The following is a 19,664-nucleotide window of genomic DNA, read 5'->3' as shown; positions in this document are numbered from 1 at the left end:
TAATTATGGCGTTTAATTTTCGCCACTCTATTTCTTGGCCAATCTTGGCCAAGAATCCTTATTTATATTCCTCAGGGGAGTTATTATGAGTAGTCATCAAACGGGGGCCGGTAAGCCTGGTCCTATCGGGCGACTGCTGCGGCCTATACGTGGGAGCCTTATTGTCGCCGGGGTACTGGCAGCTATCGGCACAATATTCACGCTGGTGCCGTTGGCGGGCATTGCCCATATTGCCGTCATTGTTTTGGGTCATCAGGAACAAACAGGAGCCGCTACTCCGTTGCTGGCGGCGGGTGGGATTGGCGACAGCGTCGTCGTCTGCCTGGTCAGCCTGTTTGTCGGCTTAATCATTGTCACCCTGGCCGAAGTGCTCGCACACCTGGCCGATAACCGCATTACCCATGGCCTGCGCATTACGGCGGCCCGGCGTCTGGCACAGGTGCCCTTGGGGTGGTTTAGCGACCGTGCCTCAGGCGAAGTGAAACAGGCGATGCAGGACGATATTGGCACCCTGCACGATCTCACCGCCCACTTTTTCACCACGCTGGGACGCACAATCGGCGCGATGCTGATCTCGGTTATCTACATGTTCGTCATGGACTGGCGGATGGCGATCGTCTCGATCATTCCTTTCTTCCTGTTCTTCTTCATTTTCGGCAGGGCTCAGAAAGCCGGAGCGCCCCATATGGGCGAGTTTGTTAAGGGATTAGGCCGTATCAATAATGCCGTAGCCGAATTCGTTAACGGCATCCCGGTGATCAAAACCTTCAGCGGCGGCGGCAAAGCGCACAGCAGCTACCGTAAAGCGATCGCCTCCTTTACCCAGATATTCACCCGTACCATGAGCCCGGTGATCAAGACCATCGCGCTGGCGAATGCCATCGTTGCTCCGGTGACTGTATTGGGGGTGGTGTTGGTTTTCGGTACCTTGTTTGTGGCAGTGGGCTGGCTTGAACCGCTTAACGTCTTGCCGTTCGCCCTGGTCGCACCGGGTATTTCCGCCCCGCTGCTGTTAATGGGCTTTATTACCCACGGCCTGCGTAATGCCACAGGGGCAGCGGAACGCATACAATCGCTGCTGGACACGCCGATCCTCACGCAGCCGGAAGTGCAGCCAATGCTGAAAGACGCGGAGATCCGTTTCGAACAAACCGGTTATTCCTACAATAGTGACAGTCACGTGCTGGCAGACATCAACCTCAGCCTGAAACCCGGCAGCGTAACCGCCATCGTCGGCCCATCCGGTGCGGGCAAATCCACTCTGGCACGCTTGCTGTTGCGCTTCTTCGATCCGACGCAGGGGCGCATCACGCTTGGCGGCGTCGATCTGCGTGAAATGAGCTCGACCCAGCTTTATCAACACATTGGTTTCGTGTTGCAGGAAGTGAAGCTGATCCACGCCAGCCTGCGAGAAAATATTGCGTTGGGTCGCCCCAATGCCAGCATGCAAGAAATCGAAGCCGCCGCCAGGGCTGCCAATATTCACGATCATATCCTGAGCTTGCCACGGGGCTACGACTCGGTGGTCGGGGAGGATGCAAAACTCTCCGGGGGTGAACAGCAGCGCGTAAGCATTGCGCGCGCCGTACTGTTGAACCCACCGATTTTGGTACTGGATGAAGCCACCGCCGCCGCTGATGCGGAGAACGAATACCTGATTCAGGAAGCCCTTTCCAACTTTGCCAAAAATCGTACGTTACTGGTGATTGCCCATCGGTTAGATACCATCATGCACGCCGATCATATCGTTGTGCTTGAGGACGGCACGATCCGCGAACAAGGCAACCATGCCGAGTTGTTGGCCGGCCAAGGCCGCTATGCTCGCCTCTGGGCTGCGGGGGGTTACGAAAACATGACGAAACAGGCGGATCAACCATGTTAAAAACATTTATGCAGTTGCTCGGCAACGATGCTCCCATATTCCGTCGTTATATCGGCATGGCCGCGCTTTACGGTGTGTGTTGCGGCCTGACGGTCACCACCTTGGTGCCTATTGTCGGCTATCTGCTGCAAGGTGAAGTCTACACGGCTGCCGGTTGGCTGATAGCGCTTTTCGCCGGCGTACTTTTGAGCTGGCTGTTGCGCAGGCGCGTCGATTTCGCCGGCATGAACGTAGGTTCATCGCTGTTACTGACCGCCCGTCAACGCATTGGCGACCATGTGGCTACCTTGCCTATCGGCTGGTTCACTCCTGATAATACGGCGCGACTCAGTCATGTGGTTTCTCAGGGGATGATGGATGTGGCGCAACTCCCGGCGCACCTTTTTACACCGATCGTCAGCGGTGTCGTCACGCCGCTGGTGCTGGTGATAGCGCTCTGCACCCTGCAGTGGCAAATGGGGCTACTGGCGCTGGCGGCCCTCCCCCTGATTGCCGGTATTTTCCTGCTCTCAGCGCGGCTCGGTACCCAGGCTGACGAAGCCTTCCATCAGGCATCCGCCCACACCAGCCAACGTATGGTGGAGTTTGCTCAGGCACAGTCCGTACTGCGTGCCTTCAATGGCGAAGGCGGCGGGACCCGTTTCCTCGAACAGGCCATCGATCGGCAGTATCAGTCAGGCAAGCGGCTTATTTATATCTCCACGGCCTCTGTGGTGCTCAACTCCTGGGTAGTGCAACTGGTGTTTGCCACCCTCTTGGTCACCGGAGCCACGCTGCTGAGCCATTCTCAGGGGAACCTGCCGGCTATCGGTAGCGCCGTGGGGACGGTGATCGCCCTGATGCTGGTTAGCCGCTTTATCGATCCTTTGCTGGACGTTGCCAGTTATGGCGAAGCCCTGCGAAACGCCCGCGGCCAGTTAAATGCCGTCAGCGAAATTTTAGCCATTACCCCCTTGCCCGAACCTCAACAGGCGCAACGGCCACATGACGGCTCGCTGGAGCTGCGCGATGTTTCGTTCAGCTATTCGCCAGAACAGGCTGCCGTACTGCGCGGGGTCAGCTTTAAGGTTGAACCCGGCACCATGACCGCACTGGTTGGCGCATCCGGCTCGGGTAAAACCAGCCTGGTTCGTTTGATTGCGCGTTTCTTTGACGTCACCGGCGGGGCAGTGATGATTGGCGGAGCCGACGTACGCCAGATCCCTAACGAACAATTGACGGATCAGATCAGCCAGATTTTCCAAAATACCTACCTGTTCCAAGGCAGCATTGGCGAAAACATCCGTCTGGGTAAGCCGACGGCCAGCGATGAGGAAGTATTGATGGCCATCGAACAGGCCGGGGCGGCAGAAATCATCGAACGGCTGCCCCAGGGGCTGGATACCCCGGTAGGGGAAGGCGGCGCACGGCTTTCCGGCGGCGAGCGCCAGCGTATTTCTATCGCCCGCGCGCTGATTAAAGACGCCCCTGTTCTGCTGGTTGATGAAGCGACTGCGGCACTGGATCCCGAGAATCAAGCGATCATCGCCGACACCCTGGCACGGCTGCGCGGCAAGAAGACGTTGATTGTCATTGCGCACCAGCTGTCGACGGTAGCGATGGCCGATCAAATTCTGGTACTGCAAGACGGAGAAATTGCTGAACGCGGCACCCATGCCCAGCTTGAAGCCCTGGGGGGACGCTACGCGCATTTCCTGACTCAGCGGCACAGAACCAAAGGTTGGCGTATTGCCTGACTGAAAACTGAAAAGGCTCCCACTGGGAGCCTTTTGTTTGGCTACGGCAAGAGCCGACCTAATCAGACGGCAGGCAGCTCAGCCAATGGCCAGCGCGGCCGTACCGAAACGCTCAGCTCCGGATTAGCGCCGCTTTTCAGCCGCACCATGCCTGCGTAAGCGATCATCGCACCGTTATCGGTGCAAAACTCCGGTCGGGCGTAAAACACTTCACCGCCGCGCTTATGCATCATTTCTGCCAGCTTGGTTCGCAGCGTACGGTTGGCGCTGACGCCACCGGCCATCACCAGGCGCTTAAAGCCGGTTTGTTCCAGCGCGCGCTTGCATTTGATCGCCAGCGTATCCACCACCGCATCTTCAAACGCCCGGGCTATGTCAGCACGCGTCTGATCGTCATTGCCGTTGGAGCGAATGGTATTGGCGGCAAAGGTCTTCAGCCCGGAGAAGCTGAAATCCAGCCCTGGCCTGTCGGTCATCGGGCGTGGGAAGGTGAAACGCCCCGCCGTGCCCTGTTGCGCCATCTTCGACAGCATCGGCCCGCCAGGGTAGTCCAGCCCAAGCAGCTTGGCGGTTTTGTCGAAAGCTTCACCGGCCGCATCGTCGACCGATTCGCCCAGCAGTTCATATTCGCCGATACCGGTCACGCTGATCAGCTGCGTATGCCCGCCAGACACCAGCAGCGCGACAAACGGAAACGCCGGCGGGTTATCTTCCAGCATCGGCGCCAGCAGGTGGCCTTCCATATGATGCACCGGCACCGCCGGCACATTCCAGGCAAACGCCAGTGCGCGGCCAATGGTGGCTCCGACCAGCAGCGCCCCCACCAGGCCCGGCCCGGCGGTGTAGGCAACGCCGTCGATATCCGCCGCGGTCAGGTTCGCTTCCTTCAATGCCGCCTGAATCAACGGCACGGTTTTGCGCACGTGATCGCGGGAGGCCAGCTCCGGCACCACGCCGCCGTAGTCGGCATGCAGTTTCACCTGGCTGTACAATTGGTTGGCTAATAAACCGGCCTGATCGTCATACACTGCAATTCCGGTTTCATCGCAGGAGGTTTCTATGCCCAGTACTCGCATTACATTTCCCATCATTCACGTGCGGCCGCCAGTTTAGCACAATCGGGCCTGTTTACCGCCAGCGTGGCGCACGCTTGTCACCATTATTGGGCTATGTTGATGATTACAGCTACAAATGCCGATTTGATTAAAAACGAGCATTTTTTTCTGATTAGTCTATAATCAGCGCCCGATGCAAAATTGCGCATGTTTTACCAGGGTGGCCGCAGGTTTCAATTTGCTGTGGTGCTTTACAAAGCAGCATCCGTTGAAGTAAAATTCCGCACCATTTTGAAATTGCTGGCGCTTGGCCAGCAGCAAACCGAATTTTATTGAGGTGAGAGGCACATGCCTGTAATTAAAGTACGTGAAAACGAGCCATTTGACGTTGCTCTGCGTCGTTTCAAACGCTCTTGCGAAAAAGCGGGCGTTCTGGCTGAAGTTCGTCGTCGTGAGTTCTATGAAAAACCGACTACCGAACGTAAGCGCGCTAAAGCTTCTGCTGTGAAACGTCACGCGAAGAAACTGGCTCGCGAAAACGCACGCCGCACTCGTCTGTATTAATTCTTCGGGGGCAACCCCGCCGCGTGAATTTCTGATTTTAAAAATCGCGCAGACCGAGTAGTTGCATACGAAGGCCGTGCTTTCCGAAAGGAATGCGCGGCTTGTTCTCGTTTATAGGCTAGTAAAGTAAGGGCTTATGGCTGGACGAATTCCGCGCGTATTTATCAATGACTTGCTGGCTCGCACCGACATCGTCGATCTGATCGATGCCCGGGTAAAGCTCAAGAAGCAGGGCAAGAACTATCACGCGTGCTGTCCGTTCCACCACGAAAAAACGCCTTCATTTACGGTTAATGGCGAAAAGCAGTTTTACCACTGCTTTGGTTGTGGTGCGCACGGTAACGCCGTCGACTTTCTGATGAATTACGACAGGCTCGAGTTTGTCGAAACCATCGAAGAGCTGGCCACCATGCACGGACTGGAAGTGCCTTACGAGGCGGGTTCCGGACCGACGCAAATCGAACGCCATCAGCGTCAAAGCCTGTATCAACTGATGGAACAGCTCAGCGCGTTCTATCAACAGTCACTGCATCAGTCCTCCGGCACGCCGGCGCGCAATTATCTTCAACAGCGCGGACTGAGTGACGACGTTATCCGTCATTTCGCCATCGGTTTTGCACCTGCCGGTTGGGATAACGCATTAAAGCGTTTTGGTCGTGACGCCGAGTCACGCCTGGCATTGAACGATGCAGGCATGCTGGTGACTAACGATCAAGGACGCTCGTACGATCGTTTCCGTGAGCGCGTAATGTTCCCTATCCGCGACAAACGCGGGCGAGTGATCGCCTTTGGCGGACGCGTATTGGGTGACGGCATGCCGAAATACCTGAACTCACCGGAAACCGAAGTTTTCCACAAAGGTCGTCAGCTGTACGGCCTGTATGAAGCGCAACAGAGCCACCCTACCCCGCAGCGATTGCTGGTAGTGGAAGGCTATATGGACGTGGTGGCGCTGGCGCAATACGGCATCGATTATGCCGTCGCCTCGCTTGGCACCTCGACAACGGCCGAACATATTCAGCTGCTGTTCCGCGCCACCGACAACGTTGTCTGTTGCTATGACGGTGACAGAGCCGGTCGCGAAGCGGCATGGCGTGCACTGGAAACCGCGTTGCCCTATCTCAATGACGGGCGTCAACTGCGGTTTATGTTTTTGCCCGACGGCGAAGACCCGGACACATTGGTACGCAAAGAAGGCAAAGAGGCCTTCGAACAGCGAATGGAGCAGGCGCAGCCGCTTTCCACTTTCCTGTTCGAAACCCTGATGCCGCAGGTAGACCTGAGCAGCCCGGACGGCCGCGCCAAGCTGAGCACGCTGGCACTGCCGCTGATTACTCAGGTGCCGGGCGAAACGTTGCGCTTGTACCTGCGCCAACAGCTCGGCAGCAAGCTGGGTTTGCTGGACGACAGCCAGTTGGACAAGCTGATGCCCAAGCAAGCCGAAAATGCGAATACTTATCAGGCGCCCCAGCTAAAACGCACAACCATGCGTATACTGATAGGGTTACTGGTACAAAATCCGCAACTGGCTACACTTATCCCTTCGCTTGAGGGATTGGAGCAGACCAAACAGGCGGGTTTGCCGCTGTTTGTCGAGCTGGTGCAGACCTGTCTGGCTCAGCCAGGGCTGACAACCGGCCAGCTGTTGGAGCAGTATCGCGACAACAAATTGAGCCAACAGCTTGAAACCTTGGCAACATGGAACCATATGATCGTTGAGGATATGGTTGAACAGACTTTTTTGGATACTTTAGCCAGCCTGTACGACTCGGTACTGGAACAGCGGCTGGAGACATTGATCGCACAGGCCAGAACCCATGGCCTCAGCCCGGAAGAACGTGAAGAAGTCCGTTCTTTGAATCAGGTGCTGGCGAAGAAAAACTGAATACCAAACGGCTTAAGTGCCGATAAATGCGAGGGCAGAGCCCTGCAATATGCCGCCACAGTGGGCCGCGGCAACAACAAAAACGCCCCAAATGCTATTGTTGGCGGTTTCGCCGACCGACACCAACCCAAATACTCTGAAGTGTGGATACCGTCTTATGGAGCAAAACCCGCAGTCACAGCTAAAGCTACTTGTCACCCGTGGTAAGGAGCAAGGCTATCTGACCTATGCTGAGGTCAATGACCATCTGCCGGAAGATATCGTCGACTCCGACCAGATCGAAGACATCATCCAGATGATTAACGACATGGGCATCCAGGTTCTGGAAGAAGCACCGGACGCCGACGACCTATTGCTTGCTGAAAACTCAAACAGCACGGACGAAGATGCGGAAGAAGCTGCCGCTCAGGTGTTGTCCAGCGTTGAGTCTGAAATCGGCCGTACCACCGACCCGGTGCGCATGTACATGCGCGAAATGGGGACCGTTGAACTGCTGACGCGCGAAGGCGAAATCGACATCGCCAAGCGCATTGAAGACGGCATCAACCAGGTGCAGTGCTCGGTTGCCGAGTACCCGGAAGCCATTACCTATTTGCTGGAACAATACGATCGCGTCGAAGCGGGCGAAGCTCGCCTGTCCGATCTGATCACCGGCTTCGTCGATCCTAATGCGGAAGAGGACATCGCCCCTACCGCTACCCACGTGGGTTCTGAGCTGTCTACCGAAGAGCAGAACGACGACGACGAAGAAGAAGATGAAGACGAAGAAGAAGACGACAACAGCATCGATCCTGAGCTGGCCCGTCAGAAATTCGCCGACCTGCGCGATCAGTACGAAGCGACTCGTGTCGTCATCAAAAAGAACGGCCGCAGCCACGCCAGCGCAGCAGAAGAAATTCTGAAGCTGTCTGAAGTGTTCAAGCAGTTCCGCCTGGTGCCAAAACAGTTCGACTTCCTGGTCAACAGCATGCGTACCATGATGGACCGCGTTCGTACTCAAGAACGTATCATCATGAAGCTGTGCGTTGAACAGTGCAAAATGCCGAAGAAAAACTTCGTCACTCTGTTCGCCGGCAACGAAACCAGCACCACCTGGTTCGAAGCGGCGCTGGCAATGGCCAAGCCATGGTCAGAGAAGCTGAAAGACGTCGCCGAAGACGTGCAGCGCAGCCTGCAGAAACTGCGTCAGATCGAAGAAGAGACCGGCTTGACCATCGAGCAGGTGAAGGACATCAACCGCCGCATGTCTATCGGTGAAGCGAAAGCCCGCCGTGCGAAGAAAGAGATGGTTGAAGCGAACTTGCGTCTGGTTATTTCTATCGCCAAGAAATACACCAACCGCGGCCTGCAGTTCCTGGATCTGATCCAGGAAGGCAACATCGGTCTGATGAAAGCGGTAGACAAGTTTGAATACCGTCGTGGTTATAAGTTCTCGACTTACGCCACCTGGTGGATCCGTCAGGCTATCACCCGTTCTATCGCCGACCAGGCGCGTACCATCCGTATTCCGGTGCATATGATTGAGACCATCAACAAGCTCAACCGTATTTCGCGCCAGATGCTGCAAGAGATGGGCCGCGAACCGACGCCGGAAGAGCTGGCTGAACGCATGCTGATGCCGGAAGACAAAATCCGCAAAGTGCTGAAGATCGCCAAAGAGCCGATCTCCATGGAAACGCCGATCGGTGATGATGAAGATTCACATCTGGGCGATTTCATCGAGGATACCACTCTCGAGCTGCCGCTGGATTCTGCCACCTCGGAAAGCCTGCGCTCCGCAACGCACGACGTATTGGCCGGCCTGACTGCCCGTGAAGCGAAAGTGCTGCGTATGCGTTTCGGCATCGATATGAACACTGACCATACGCTGGAAGAAGTGGGCAAACAGTTCGACGTTACCCGTGAGCGTATCCGTCAGATCGAAGCCAAAGCACTGCGTAAACTGCGCCACCCAAGCCGTTCCGAAGTGCTGCGCAGCTTCCTGGACGACTAAGGTTCAGCTGTTGACAAAAAACCCCGGCTCGCCGGGGTTTTTTATTGCCTAAAACATGCTGTTGCCGCTGGCGGTTTTCTCCGGCACCGATTGGGTCACGTCCCAGTGCTCCACGATTTTGCCTGCGTCATCAAGCCGGAAAATATCGATAATCGCGGCCGTCTTGCCCTTTTCTCGTCCGCTGGTCTCTACGTGCAAAATCACATAGTTGCCGTCGACAAATGCCTGTTTGATTTCGCTGTGAGAATCGGGGTAACGCGCTTTGAGCAGCTCGACAAACTTGCGGAACCCTTCCACCCCATCCTGCGCATTGGGATTGTGCTGTTTGTACTCGTCACCCAGAAAGGGCCGTGCCGCGGCAAAATCCTTGTTATTTAGCCCCTGCTGATAAAACTCCAGCACGTTATTTTTGTTCTTCAGTTCCTGCGCGCTGCTGCCCGCATGGGCAACGCCGCTCGCCAACAGCAGAGCGACCAATCCGGCTTTAATCATCGCTTTCATCCTGCAACTCCCTCTCAGATTATTTCAATGCCAGAAACAGCTCGCGATAACTCTCTGTAAGCTGCTCCAGCGTGGCACGATTCAATCCGCTGGGGTTCGGCAATACCCAAACCTCAGTTTTGCCGATCGTCATCTCCTGACGGCCCCAAGCCGCATTTTTCACCCCAAAGGCGCTGCTGAACGCCTGCTTGCCCAAAACAGCCAATGCGCGTGGCTGGTAGCGCAAGATTTTTTCTTTTAACGCCTCGCCGCCGCTGAGCAATTCGTCACGCGTCACTTCGCTGGCCGCGACCGTTGGCCGTGCCACCAGCGCGGTGATGCCGCAGCCGGTATCCTGCAGCTGTTGCCACTGTTCGGGCGCCAGTTGACGTTCGGTAAAGCCGGCCTGATGCACCACCTTCCAGAAGCGGTTGCTGCCGTTGGCAAAAGGGTAGCCTTGGTGGGCGGAGGAGAGGCCGGGGTTGATGCCGCAAAACACCACCCGCAGGTTTGGCGCCAGGAGTTCCATAGGGTTCGGGAGTCCATTAAAGGGGATTTACAGCGGTTATCGCAAAATCCGCCAGTAATTACAACAGGCTAGAACTGCGCATAAAAGCAACATACGGATGGTTAACTGTAGACCTGCGTCGAAGGATTGCCGTATAATCTCGCCGCTTGGCCCCTTAGCTCAGTTGGTTAGAGCACGCGACTCATAATCGCTTGGTCACTGGTTCAAGTCCAGTAGGGGCCACCAAATCTCGCTGTTTTCACAGCCAAAAAAGCCACCTTCCTAAAGGTGGCTTTTTTATTTCCATCCGCCCGCGTGATCAGCTTCCACCGCTCTGCCGTTGATGCGCTAGCTGTTCGGCACGTAGCAGGATTTCCTGCAAATCGTCCTCGTCGATATCAAACAGCTCGCCCTGCATCAGCGCCTCGTGCAGATCGGCGCGGGTGATAGACACCGCATCAATCGGCAGATTAGCCGTCTTCGCCTCGGTCGGCGCCAAAGGGTGCGGGTAGCGTCGCCCGGCCAGGTTATTGAAGACGATCGCCAGCAGCGCCAATAGCACCGAGTTCAGTAGCACCGGGTACAGCACAAAGCTATAGCCCAGTTGATGAATACCCGGGCCACCGAGAATGGCGGTCAGCGCCACCGCGCCACCGGGCGGGTGCAGGCAGCGCAGCTTAAACATCAAGCCAATCGCCAGTGCTGCCGCCACCCCGCAAGCCAGCCCCGGGTCGGCAATCAGCAAACTGGTGCTGACCCCCACTGCCGCCGCCGACATATTGCCGCCCACGATCGACCAGGGCTGCGCCAACGGGCTATTTGGCACGCCAAACAGCAATACGGCCGATGCGCCCATCGGGGCGATAAACCACAGGTTCACCTCGCCCAGAACAAAATGGCTGATCCAGCCGGCAATCATCAGCCCCAGCCCGGCACCGACGCTGGAAAGCAAAATCTCTTTTTTGCCCACCGCCAATGGGTGCGGCCACAAACGTGCGCACCCTACTTTCACTCTTTCCAACAACGGCATTTTCATGTTACTTCGTGCTGCCAAATTCAACTTAATGGCAACAAATATATCACAACGCCAGGCGTCGCCGCTCGCCGCGCTTTTCACTACGAAAATAACTTTCGGCTAACAGATTGATCTTTAGCCACTCCTCGTCAATTATCAAAGTTCGCCTCCCTTTGCCTTGAGGAAAACCCAATGTCTCAGCCGATTGCCGAACTCTATACCGACGCCGAATTTTTCAGCCCTTATGCCATGTCGGCGTTTATCACCCTGACGGAAAAAGGTATTCCCTTCACCGTGAAGCCGGTCGATTTGTCGCAGGGGAAAAACCATGAGCCGGCCTACGCGGCCCTGTCATTGACACGCCGGGTGCCAACGCTGGTGGTCGGTGAATTTCAGCTTTCGGAGTCCTCGGCGATTGATGAGTACCTGGATGAGATCCATCCTGCCCATCCGGTGTACCCACGCGATGTAAAACACCGTGCCAAAGCCCGCGAAGTTCAGGCATGGCTGCGCAGCGATCTGCTACAGCTACGCGCCGAGCGGCCGACCGAGGCAGTGTTCATTAACGGCAAGTTTCCTCCACTGTCCAACGCCGCGCAGGGTGCCGCCAACAAGTTGATTGCCGCCGTCGAAAAGCTGCTGAGTCACGGCCAGGATAATCTGTTCAGGGAATGGTGCATTGCCGACACCGATTTGGCTTTGATGCTGAATCGGCTGGTGATACATGGCGATCCGGTACCGGAAAATATTCGCCACTACGCTCACAAACAGTGGCAACGTCCTTCCGTGCAGGCCTGGTTGGCGCTGCCAGAGAAAATGCGCGGGTGATAAAAAATCGGCGGCCACGACGCCGCCGTTCTCAACTGAGAAATAACATCACTTCTTGAGGGAAGGCAAATCACCATCCCGCGGGCAGATAGCCTAACAGCGACGCGATGGCATACACCGCACTGGCCAGATACAGCAACACGATGCTGATCTGCAACAGCGGGTGGGTGATCCAGTTACACTGCCAACGCGGTGTCTGGTCGCCATGCTTGCGCGCCCCACGCAGGATCAGCATTGGCATAATCGACAAAATCACTCCGCTGAAAACCCCGGCGAAATAGAGCGCGTTAACGAATGACACCAACCCGCTGTAGGCCAGCGCGAACGGCGGCAGCACCACCAGCATCAGCACGCCGAAACGGCGCAGTGGCTGTTCATCGTTGCCCAGCCTGAACTGGTCGAAAATATTGGTCAGGAAGCTGCCGCCAAGGCCCCAGTAAGAGGTCAGCATCGCGCACAGGGCAAAAATATTGGCGGAGAAGAAGGCCCACTGCCCTAACGCCTGGCCCCATGAAATGGTCGCCACGTCAGAAATGTTATTCAGCCCGCTGAGCGCAATCACCGACATCGGCACCGCCGCCAGCAGCACAAAGGTCACGGCCATTCCGACCATAATCGCCTTGGGCAGTTGTTCCGGCTTGTCCGAAAAGCCGCGCGCCATTTCCGGCACGATATACTGCGCAGAGAAACAGAACACCACCACGTTGAATACCGGCACCATAAAGCGCCAGTCACCGTCCAGCAGGTTGCGCATCTGGGTGGTGTCTTTGAGCAGCGTGGCCGCCACCAGCGCACTCAGCATGACCACCATGCCGATGCTGATAAACTTCTCTCCGCGGCCAATCGCCTTTAATCCCAGGTACAAGACCCCCGCAGCGGGTACGAAAAACAGCAGGCTGCCTATTGCCGGGGAAATGCCAAACAGGGACTGCAACAGTTTGCCGCTGCCGCTCATGTAGGCGGTCAACGCCCCAATGCTGTTAACGCAAACCGAAGCAAACATCAGCCAGGCACCGATACCGCCGACATAACGTTTCGCCAGTCCGCTCAATTGCAGATGGGCACGGGTACGCAGGGTAGATTCAGCAACGTACAGCATGGTGATAGTGGTCAGACTGCCCACCAGCACCAGCCAGAACAACAGCGGCAGAAAACCGGCCTTGCTGGAGGCGTAGGCGATGGACAGCACGCCGGCGCCAATGTTGGTGCCGACAATCATCGCCACCCCTTCAAGGAAACTCAGTGATTTGGCGGGTGCAGGCGTTCGCACCCCGGCGGCAAGCGCCGGAGAAATAGAGATGTTTTCAGAAGACATGCAGCATCCTTTGGCTCCCGGCGGCGCTGGCCACCGGGGTTGGTTAATTTCCCAGGGGTTAACAGCTCACATCGATACACAGGTATTTCAGCTCCAGATATTCTTCAATCCCGTAACGCGATCCTTCACGTCCGAGCCCTGACTGCTTCACGCCGCCAAAAGGTGCCACTTCATTGGAAATCAGACCGGTATTGATGCCGACCATGCCGTATTCCAACGCCTCCGGCACTCGCCATTGACGCGAGGCGTTCTGCGTGAACAGATAGGCGGCCAAACCGAACTCGGTATCGTTGGCCATGGCAATAGCTTCCGCCTCGTCATGGAAACGGAACAGCGGCGCCACCGGGCCAAAGGTTTCCTCTTTGGCGAAGCGCATTTTCTGCGTCACGCCGGTCACTACCGTAGGCTGGAAGAAGGTACGACCCAGCTCGTGCGGCTGGCCGCCGATAGCGATTTGCGCGCCCTTGATCAATGCATCGTCGATATGGCTCTGCACTTTTTCCACCGCATCCTGGTCAATCAACGGGCCCTGAGTGGTGCCCGCCTGACTGCCGTCACCGACCTTCAGTTGCTCAACCGCCGCCACCAGCTTATCCACCAGCCGGTCATAGATGCCGTCCTGCACGTAGATACGGTTGGCGCAGACGCAGGTCTGGCCGCTATTGCGGAATTTGGAGGCCATAATACCCGCCACGGCCGCGTCCAGATTGGCGTCGTCGAAAACGATCACCGGCGCATTGCCACCCAGCTCCAGCGACAGCTTTTTGATGGTTGGCGCGCACTGCGCCATCAGAATGCGGCCGACCTCGGTCGAACCGGTAAAGCTCAACTTGCGTACCACCGGGCTGTCACACAATACTTTGCCCACCTGAGCGGCATCGCCGGTCACGATCTGCAGCACCCCCGCCGGAATGCCGGCGTCCTGCGCCAGCTTGCCCAACGCCAGCGCGGTCAGCGGCGTTTGTTCGGCCGGTTTAACGATGATTGCGCAACCTGCTGCCAGCGCCGGCGCCACCTTGCGGGTGATCATCGCCGCCGGGAAGTTCCACGGAGTGATCGCCGCACAAACGCCAATGGGCTGTTTTACCACCACCAGACGTTGTGAAGCCTGCGGCGCTTGCAGTACCGCGCCGTCCACTCGCTTGGCTTCTTCAGCAAACCAGGTGATAAACGAGGCGGCATAAGCCACTTCACCGCGCGCTTCCGCCAGCGATTTGCCCTGCTCCGCGGTCATCAACTGGGCCAGATCTTCCTGCGCCGCCAGCACCTTGTCGGCCCAGGTCAGCATCAGAGCGGAACGCTGTTTGGCGGTCAGTTGTTTCCAACCTTGCTGCGCAACCTGCGCAGCGTTAATCGCCTGTTGAGTTTCTTCGCCGCTGACTAACGGAATACTGGCCAGCTCAACGCCGGTCGCCGGATTGATGACCGCTTCACGTTTACCGCTCAGCGCATCGCACCACTCACCGTTAATCAGGCACTGGCTGCGCAGCAGCTCGGGGTTATTCAATTTCATACCGGTCACTCCTTTTGAGCCAGCGCGCGGGAAAGAATGCCCAGCGCCTTGGTGAACTGGTCTTCAGGAATGGTCAGTGGATACAGGAAGCGGATCACGTTGCCGTTAACACCGCAGCTCAGCAGCAGCAGGCCTTCTTCCAGCGCTTTCTGCTGCACCTGGCGGGTGATCTCGGCCGAGGGTTTGCCGGTCTTGGGATCGTTGAACTCCACCGCCACCATCGAACCCTGCGCACGAATATCCGCAATCGCCGGGCTGGTCTGGCGGGCCTGCTGCAGCACCTCCACCAGATGCTGGCCCAGGCGTTGAGAACGTTGGCATAGCTGCTCTTCTTCAATCACATCCAGCACCGCCAGCGCTGCCGCCACCGCCAGCGGGTTACCGGCATAGGTGCCACCCAGCCCGCCCGGTGCCGGGGCATCCATCACCTCTGCACGACCGGCTACGGCCGACAACGGCATGCCGCCCGCCAGGCTTTTCGCCATGGTGATCAGATCGGGTTTGACGTTGTAATGATCCATGGCAAACAGCTTGCCGGTACGGGCAAAACCGGTTTGCACTTCGTCGGCAATCAGCAAAATGCCGTGTTCGTCGCACAAGGTGCGCAACGCCTGCATAAACTCGGCCGGTGCGACGTTGAAACCACCTTCACCTTGCACCGGCTCCAGCACGATGGCCGCAACCTGCTTGGGATCGATATCCGCTTTAAAGATACGCTCCAGGCTGTTCATCGCATCTTCGGTGGTCACGCCATACAGCGCATTCGGATACTGGCCGTGGAACACCGATCCCGGGAATGGCCCGAAGCCCAGTTTATAAGGCGCCACTTTGCCGGTCAGCGCCATGGTCATGTAGGTGCGGCCGTGGAAGCCGCCGCCGAAGGTGATCAGACCCGGACGGCCAGTGTGGGCGCGGGCAATTTTGACGGCGTTCTCTACCGCTTCCGCCCCCGTGGTGAAGAACGCGGTTTTACATGGTCCTTCGATCGGCGCACACTGGTTGATGCGTTCGGCCAGCGAAACGTAGCTTTCGTAAGGGACAATCTGGTAAGCGGTATGGGTGAAGGCCTTCAGCTGCTTCTCAATGGCAGCGATCACCTTCGGGTGACGGTGTCCGGTATTCAACACGGCGATACCGGAGGCAAAATCGATAACTTCATTCCCTTCGACATCCCACAGCGTGGCGTTCTCGGCGCGTTCGGCGTAAAAGCCGCACATCACGCCGACCCCACGTGGGGTGGCATCCTGACGACGTTGATTCAATTCTGCGTTTTTCATGTTGTTCTCTCCAGTCGGTAGTCGGTGCCAGCTAAACGGTTTGTTCACATTCGTGAAACAATGACGTTTATTTACACAGGATGTGGCCCTATAATCGAGAGCCAGTTACGATTAATTGAGGGATCCAATTGCGCTCACTGAGTGGTGACCTGCTGTTGCAACGTCTTGGCGAACAGCCGGATGATAAGCTGCATAAGCGGCTTTATAATGCGATCCGCACCAGCATTTTGGACGGTAGCCTGCCGCCCTCCAGCCGCCTGCCCGCCTCACGGGATTTAGCCCAGGAGCTCAGCCTTTCTCGTAACACTGTATTAACCGTTTATGAACAACTCTTGGCGGAAGGATATGTCTTGGCGCGCGCCGGAAGCGGTACATTCGTCGCCGAAACCGTCCCGGACAGCTGTTTATCCACCGTCAGCACGCCAGCAGGCAGTGACGGGGAACAGCGACGGATTGAACTGTCAGCGCGCGGTGCCACTCTGCTGCACCACGCCAGCGCCAGCCCCAAACAGTGGGGCGCCTTTATCCCCGGCGTGCCTGACGTCAATGCTTTCCCACACCAGTTATTCAGCAAGATCCAGGCGCGTATCAGCCGTCGTCCGGCCCCGCAGAAGTTGACCTACAGCAACCAGGGCGGCAGTCCGGAGCTACAGCATGCGCTGGTGGACTATCTGCGCGTAGCGCGCTCGGTACGCTGTTCGCCAGAGCAAATTCTGATTACCGAAGGCATCCATCAGGCGATAGATCTGGTGACGCGCCTGCTGTGTAATCCGGGCGATGACGCATGGATTGAAGAACCGGGCTATTGGGGGATCCGCAATATCCTGCGGATGAACGACGTGAATATCTGCCCGTTGGCGGTGGATGAAGCCGGTATGGTGCCACCGGAACAGCCTACCGAGGCGCCGCGGCTGATTTTCGTCACGCCGTCGCACCAGTACCCACTGGGATCGGTGATGAGCCTGGCGCGTCGGCAACGGTTATTGGCCTTGGCGCGCAACGCCGGCAGCTGGATTGTTGAAGATGACTACGACAGCGAGTTTCGCTTTTCCGGTCAGCCGATCCCGGCGTTGCAGGGATTGGAAGCCGACGCGCCGGTGATCTATATCGGCACCTTCAGCAAAACGCTGTATCCGGCGCTGCGACTGGGTTATGTGGTGTTGCCGAAACCGCTGATGGCGGCGCTGAAAACTGCCCACGCGGAACTGTATCGAGGCGGCCATTTGCTGATCCAGACCGCGCTGGCGCAGTTTATTCAGGAAGGCCACTACAGCGCACATATCCGCCGCATGCGCCTGCTGTATGCCCGGCGGCGCGCCTTCCTAACCGGTCTTATCGAGCAGCATCTGGGTAAGCAGGCCCTGAGTGAATTCAATAACAATGCCGGGCTGCACCTGATCCTCAACCTGCCGGACCAGGCGGACGATGTGGCGATTGCCGCCGCAGCCAATACGCGTGGCGTACTGGTACGGCCGCTGTCGCGTTACTACATGTTGCCCAACCATCGCCGCGGCCTGCTGATGGGCTTTGCCTGCGTACCGGAAGAGCAGATGGCCGCCGCTTTTACCCTGCTGTTGGAGTGCATCCCCCCTGAAAACAGAAGGCAGCCCTAAGGCACGAATGAGCTTCATAAGCTCTGAAGGTGCCATTCCCCCACCTGCCACTGCAAACGATGGGTCAATTTCAGCGCCTGCAGGAAGTTTTCATCATGAGAAACCACCAGCATCGCGCCGGGGAAGCTGGCCAGCGAAGCCTCGATTGCCAGTGACGACGCCAGATCCAAATGGTTAGTCGGCTCATCCAGCAACAACAACTGCGCCGGCTCTCGACGCCACAGCATGCAGGCCAGCGCCGCCTTCAGTCGTTCGCCGCCGCTCAGCACCGCCATCGGCAACAGCACGCGTTCGGCGTTTAGCTGCAACTGCGCCAATTGACTGCGTACCGTACCCTCATTGAGCGGTGAATCCTGCAGCCCCAGATGCTCAACCACAGACAGCGAAAGATCGAGCTGTGAAAGGGTTTGATCGAGGTAAGCCGTCGACAGTGGGCAGTGACAACTCCCCGCTTTGGCCGCCAACTGCCCCAGGATCACCTTCAGCAACGTGGATTTTCCGCAGCCGTTCGGGCCGGTCAGCGCCACGCGCATCGGGCCATCAATGCGAAAATTCAGCGGCGGCATGGTGATAAAAGGCAGTTCCAACTGTTCGAGTACCAACACCTGCTTGCCCGCTACCACGGCGCTGCCCGGCAGGGTGAGCATCACCGGGCAGTCGTCTTCCACCCGCTGATAGGCATCGCGCACGGCGGCATCGAGGGCATCCTTCTGGTCCTGATGCTGCTTGCGCAGCGTGCCGAGGCTTTCTTTGGCCGCCGCTTTGTAGGCCACACGCTCAAAAGACGCGATATTGAGCGTATCGACGGTTTTCAGCGTTTGCGCAGAGCGCCGTTGGCTGATGTCGTGTTCTTTCTGCTGCCGGGCCCGGGTGCGCCGCCGTTCCTGGCGCGCGTGTTCCAGCCCGGCCCGTGCGGCCTGCTGCTCCAAATCACGCTGGCGGCGATAGTCGCCGTAGTTGCCGCCGTAGCTGTGCAGTGCGCCCGGCGTCAGTTCGACAATGCGCTGCATACGCGCCAACAGCTGCCGATCGTGGCTGGCCACCAGTAAGCCCCCACGCCACTGTTCCACCTGTTGATACAGCCAGTCGCGGCCCCGGCCGTCGAGGTGGTTGGTCGGTTCGTCGAGCAACAAAAAATCCGCGTTGCTCAGTATCGCCCCACACAGCGCGGCACGCATTCGTTCACCGCCGCTCAAATCGCTCACGGGGCGTTGCGCATCGAACGCCGGTAACCCGGCGGCGACAAAGGCAGCCTGCAGACGATCGCGCAGATCCCACTGACCTTCCAAAAGATCGAGATCGTTCGCCATCGGTTGCCCCTGCTCAAGGCGGGCCAATGCGGCAAATATCTCACCGTAGCCCAGCAGTTGGGCCAGCGTAGTCTGTGGGGAGAGCTCCGGCTGTTGCGCGACGTAAGCCAGCGATGCATGGGATTCAACATGCCCGCCACCGGGATGATCCAGTCCGGCGATCAAACGCAGCAAGCGCGTTTTGCCGACGCCATTGCGCCCAACCAGGCCACAGCGTTGCTGATCGAAAGTCAAATCCAAGGGACCGAACAGCGTTTCGCCGTCAGCGAACTGGCAGATCAGGTGATGTAAAACAAAATGAGGGGATTGCGCAAAATGAGCCATAAGCACTCCTGAATGAAATCAAAACATCCCCACAAGGCACCGGTGTGCGCAACGTGGGACAAGATATCAGCAGGCGTGTGTGTTCATTTTCGGTGATGGCTCCGTAGAGAGAGGAAATTTATGACGAACGAATGCTAACCCATTTGTTGTTCACCATGCAAACAGAGGCACAGATTCATGACATCTATCACATTCAGCGCAACGCAGATTCCCAACGACAGAGACAACGGCTAGATTTATCTCATCCGACCACTTGAGGTCGCACATAATAATAACTACAGATCATACCCAATAGCTTTCACGCGGCAGCGAGGCAGCAAGTTCGCGAGTCCCCAGGAGCTTACTCAGGTAAGTGACTGGGGTGAG

At 57.3% G+C, this 19,664-nt stretch carries 15 protein-coding genes and 1 tRNA gene; 8 read left to right on the top strand and 8 right to left on the bottom strand.

All coding sequences use genetic code 11. From position 1 onward, the window contains the following. The first annotated feature begins 85 nt into the window (after nucleotides 1-85). A complete protein-coding gene (locus ACMGG1_RS02280; protein ID WP_122080269.1) occupies nucleotides 86-1,882 on the top strand; it encodes an ABC transporter ATP-binding protein in 1,797 nt (598 codons plus the stop codon). Further along, complete coding sequence (locus ACMGG1_RS02275; protein ID WP_116691710.1) at nucleotides 1,876-3,618, top strand: ABC transporter ATP-binding protein; 1,743 nt, start codon at nucleotides 1,876-1,878, stop codon at nucleotides 3,616-3,618. Before ACMGG1_RS02280 ends, ACMGG1_RS02275 begins: the two co-directional genes overlap by 7 nt. A 62-nt stretch (nucleotides 3,619-3,680) precedes the next feature. On the opposite strand, the gene tsaD is transcribed toward ACMGG1_RS02275, so the two are convergent. Further along, complete coding sequence (gene tsaD, locus ACMGG1_RS02270) at nucleotides 3,681-4,694, bottom strand: tRNA (adenosine(37)-N6)-threonylcarbamoyltransferase complex transferase subunit TsaD (RefSeq protein ID WP_020828723.1); 1,014 nt, start codon at nucleotides 4,692-4,694, stop codon at nucleotides 3,681-3,683. Nucleotides 4,695-5,021: 327 nt separating this feature from the next. On the opposite strand from tsaD, the gene rpsU reads away from it, so the two are divergent. The 3 genes from rpsU to rpoD all read left to right on the top strand — a co-directional run bounded on the left by rpsU (nucleotide 5,022) and on the right by rpoD (nucleotide 9,115). Next, nucleotides 5,022-5,237: a 30S ribosomal protein S21 gene (rpsU, locus tag ACMGG1_RS02265; protein ID WP_001144069.1), complete on the top strand. Its 216-nt coding sequence runs from the start codon at nucleotides 5,022-5,024 to the stop codon at nucleotides 5,235-5,237. Between the two features lie 136 nt (nucleotides 5,238-5,373). Further along, nucleotides 5,374-7,122 carry a DNA primase gene (gene dnaG / locus ACMGG1_RS02260; RefSeq protein ID WP_046372583.1) on the top strand — a complete coding sequence of 583 codons (1,749 nt, stop codon included), beginning with the start codon at nucleotides 5,374-5,376 and terminating at the stop codon, nucleotides 7,120-7,122. A gap of 157 nt (nucleotides 7,123-7,279) precedes the next feature. Beyond that, nucleotides 7,280-9,115, top strand: coding sequence for an RNA polymerase sigma factor RpoD (gene rpoD, locus ACMGG1_RS02255; protein ID WP_020831770.1), 1,836 nt, complete (start codon nucleotides 7,280-7,282; stop codon nucleotides 9,113-9,115). Between the two features lie 48 nt (nucleotides 9,116-9,163). On the opposite strand, the gene ACMGG1_RS02250 is transcribed toward rpoD, so the two are convergent. Together ACMGG1_RS02250 and mug are read right to left on the bottom strand one after the other, a co-directional pair. Continuing rightward, on the bottom strand, nucleotides 9,164-9,607 hold the full coding sequence (locus tag ACMGG1_RS02250; RefSeq protein ID WP_414161441.1) for an ester cyclase: 444 nt from the start codon (nucleotides 9,605-9,607) through the stop codon (nucleotides 9,164-9,166). 28 nt (nucleotides 9,608-9,635) lie between these two features. Next, a complete protein-coding gene (mug, locus tag ACMGG1_RS02245; RefSeq protein ID WP_115060541.1) occupies nucleotides 9,636-10,124 on the bottom strand; it encodes a G/U mismatch-specific DNA glycosylase in 489 nt (162 codons plus the stop codon). Nucleotides 10,125-10,272: 148 nt separating this feature from the next. On the opposite strand from mug, the gene ACMGG1_RS02240 reads away from it, so the two are divergent. Beyond that, a tRNA-Ile gene (locus tag ACMGG1_RS02240) sits at nucleotides 10,273-10,349 on the top strand. A 73-nt stretch (nucleotides 10,350-10,422) separates the two neighbouring features. On the opposite strand, the gene ACMGG1_RS02235 is transcribed toward ACMGG1_RS02240, so the two are convergent. Next, complete coding sequence (locus tag ACMGG1_RS02235) at nucleotides 10,423-11,139, bottom strand: HPP family protein (RefSeq protein ID WP_115061139.1); 717 nt, start codon at nucleotides 11,137-11,139, stop codon at nucleotides 10,423-10,425. A gap of 171 nt (nucleotides 11,140-11,310) precedes the next feature. Here ACMGG1_RS02235 and yfcF point away from each other — a divergent pair, with 171 nt between their 5' ends. Next, nucleotides 11,311-11,946 (top strand): glutathione transferase, encoded by a 636-nt coding sequence (gene yfcF, locus ACMGG1_RS02230; protein ID WP_020831776.1) that lies wholly within the window; start codon nucleotides 11,311-11,313, stop codon nucleotides 11,944-11,946. A gap of 70 nt (nucleotides 11,947-12,016) precedes the next feature. Here the strand turns inward: yfcF and ACMGG1_RS02225 are convergent, their stop codons facing one another. The 3 genes from ACMGG1_RS02225 to ACMGG1_RS02215 are packed head-to-tail and all read right to left on the bottom strand — an operon-like array spanning nucleotide 12,017 to nucleotide 16,051. Continuing rightward, complete coding sequence (locus tag ACMGG1_RS02225) at nucleotides 12,017-13,261, bottom strand: amino acid permease (protein ID WP_046372578.1); 1,245 nt, start codon at nucleotides 13,259-13,261, stop codon at nucleotides 12,017-12,019. Nucleotides 13,262-13,319: 58 nt separating this feature from the next. After that, on the bottom strand, nucleotides 13,320-14,774 hold the full coding sequence (locus ACMGG1_RS02220; RefSeq protein ID WP_046372577.1) for an NAD-dependent succinate-semialdehyde dehydrogenase: 1,455 nt from the start codon (nucleotides 14,772-14,774) through the stop codon (nucleotides 13,320-13,322). A gap of 5 nt (nucleotides 14,775-14,779) precedes the next feature. Continuing rightward, nucleotides 14,780-16,051, bottom strand: a complete 1,272-nt coding sequence (locus ACMGG1_RS02215; protein ID WP_414161133.1) for a 4-aminobutyrate--2-oxoglutarate transaminase — start codon at nucleotides 16,049-16,051, stop codon at nucleotides 14,780-14,782. Nucleotides 16,052-16,179: 128 nt separating this feature from the next. On the opposite strand from ACMGG1_RS02215, the gene ACMGG1_RS02210 reads away from it, so the two are divergent. Beyond that, nucleotides 16,180-17,664 carry a PLP-dependent aminotransferase family protein gene (locus tag ACMGG1_RS02210; RefSeq protein WP_261110089.1) on the top strand — a complete coding sequence of 495 codons (1,485 nt, stop codon included), beginning with the start codon at nucleotides 16,180-16,182 and terminating at the stop codon, nucleotides 17,662-17,664. Between the two features lie 14 nt (nucleotides 17,665-17,678). Here ACMGG1_RS02210 and ACMGG1_RS02205 read toward each other — a convergent pair whose 3' ends face one another. Next, nucleotides 17,679-19,298, bottom strand: coding sequence for an ABC-F family ATP-binding cassette domain-containing protein (locus ACMGG1_RS02205; RefSeq protein ID WP_414161132.1), 1,620 nt, complete (start codon nucleotides 19,296-19,298; stop codon nucleotides 17,679-17,681). Nucleotides 19,299-19,664 lie beyond the last annotated feature (366 nt).

It is taken from the genome of Serratia sp. BNK-12 (assembly GCF_047456085.1).
In the GTDB taxonomy this organism is placed as follows: Bacteria; Pseudomonadota; Gammaproteobacteria; order Enterobacterales; family Enterobacteriaceae; genus Serratia; species Serratia liquefaciens.
Note: the sequence above shows the minus strand (reverse complement) of the source record. Positions and strands in the feature narration are given on the sequence as shown.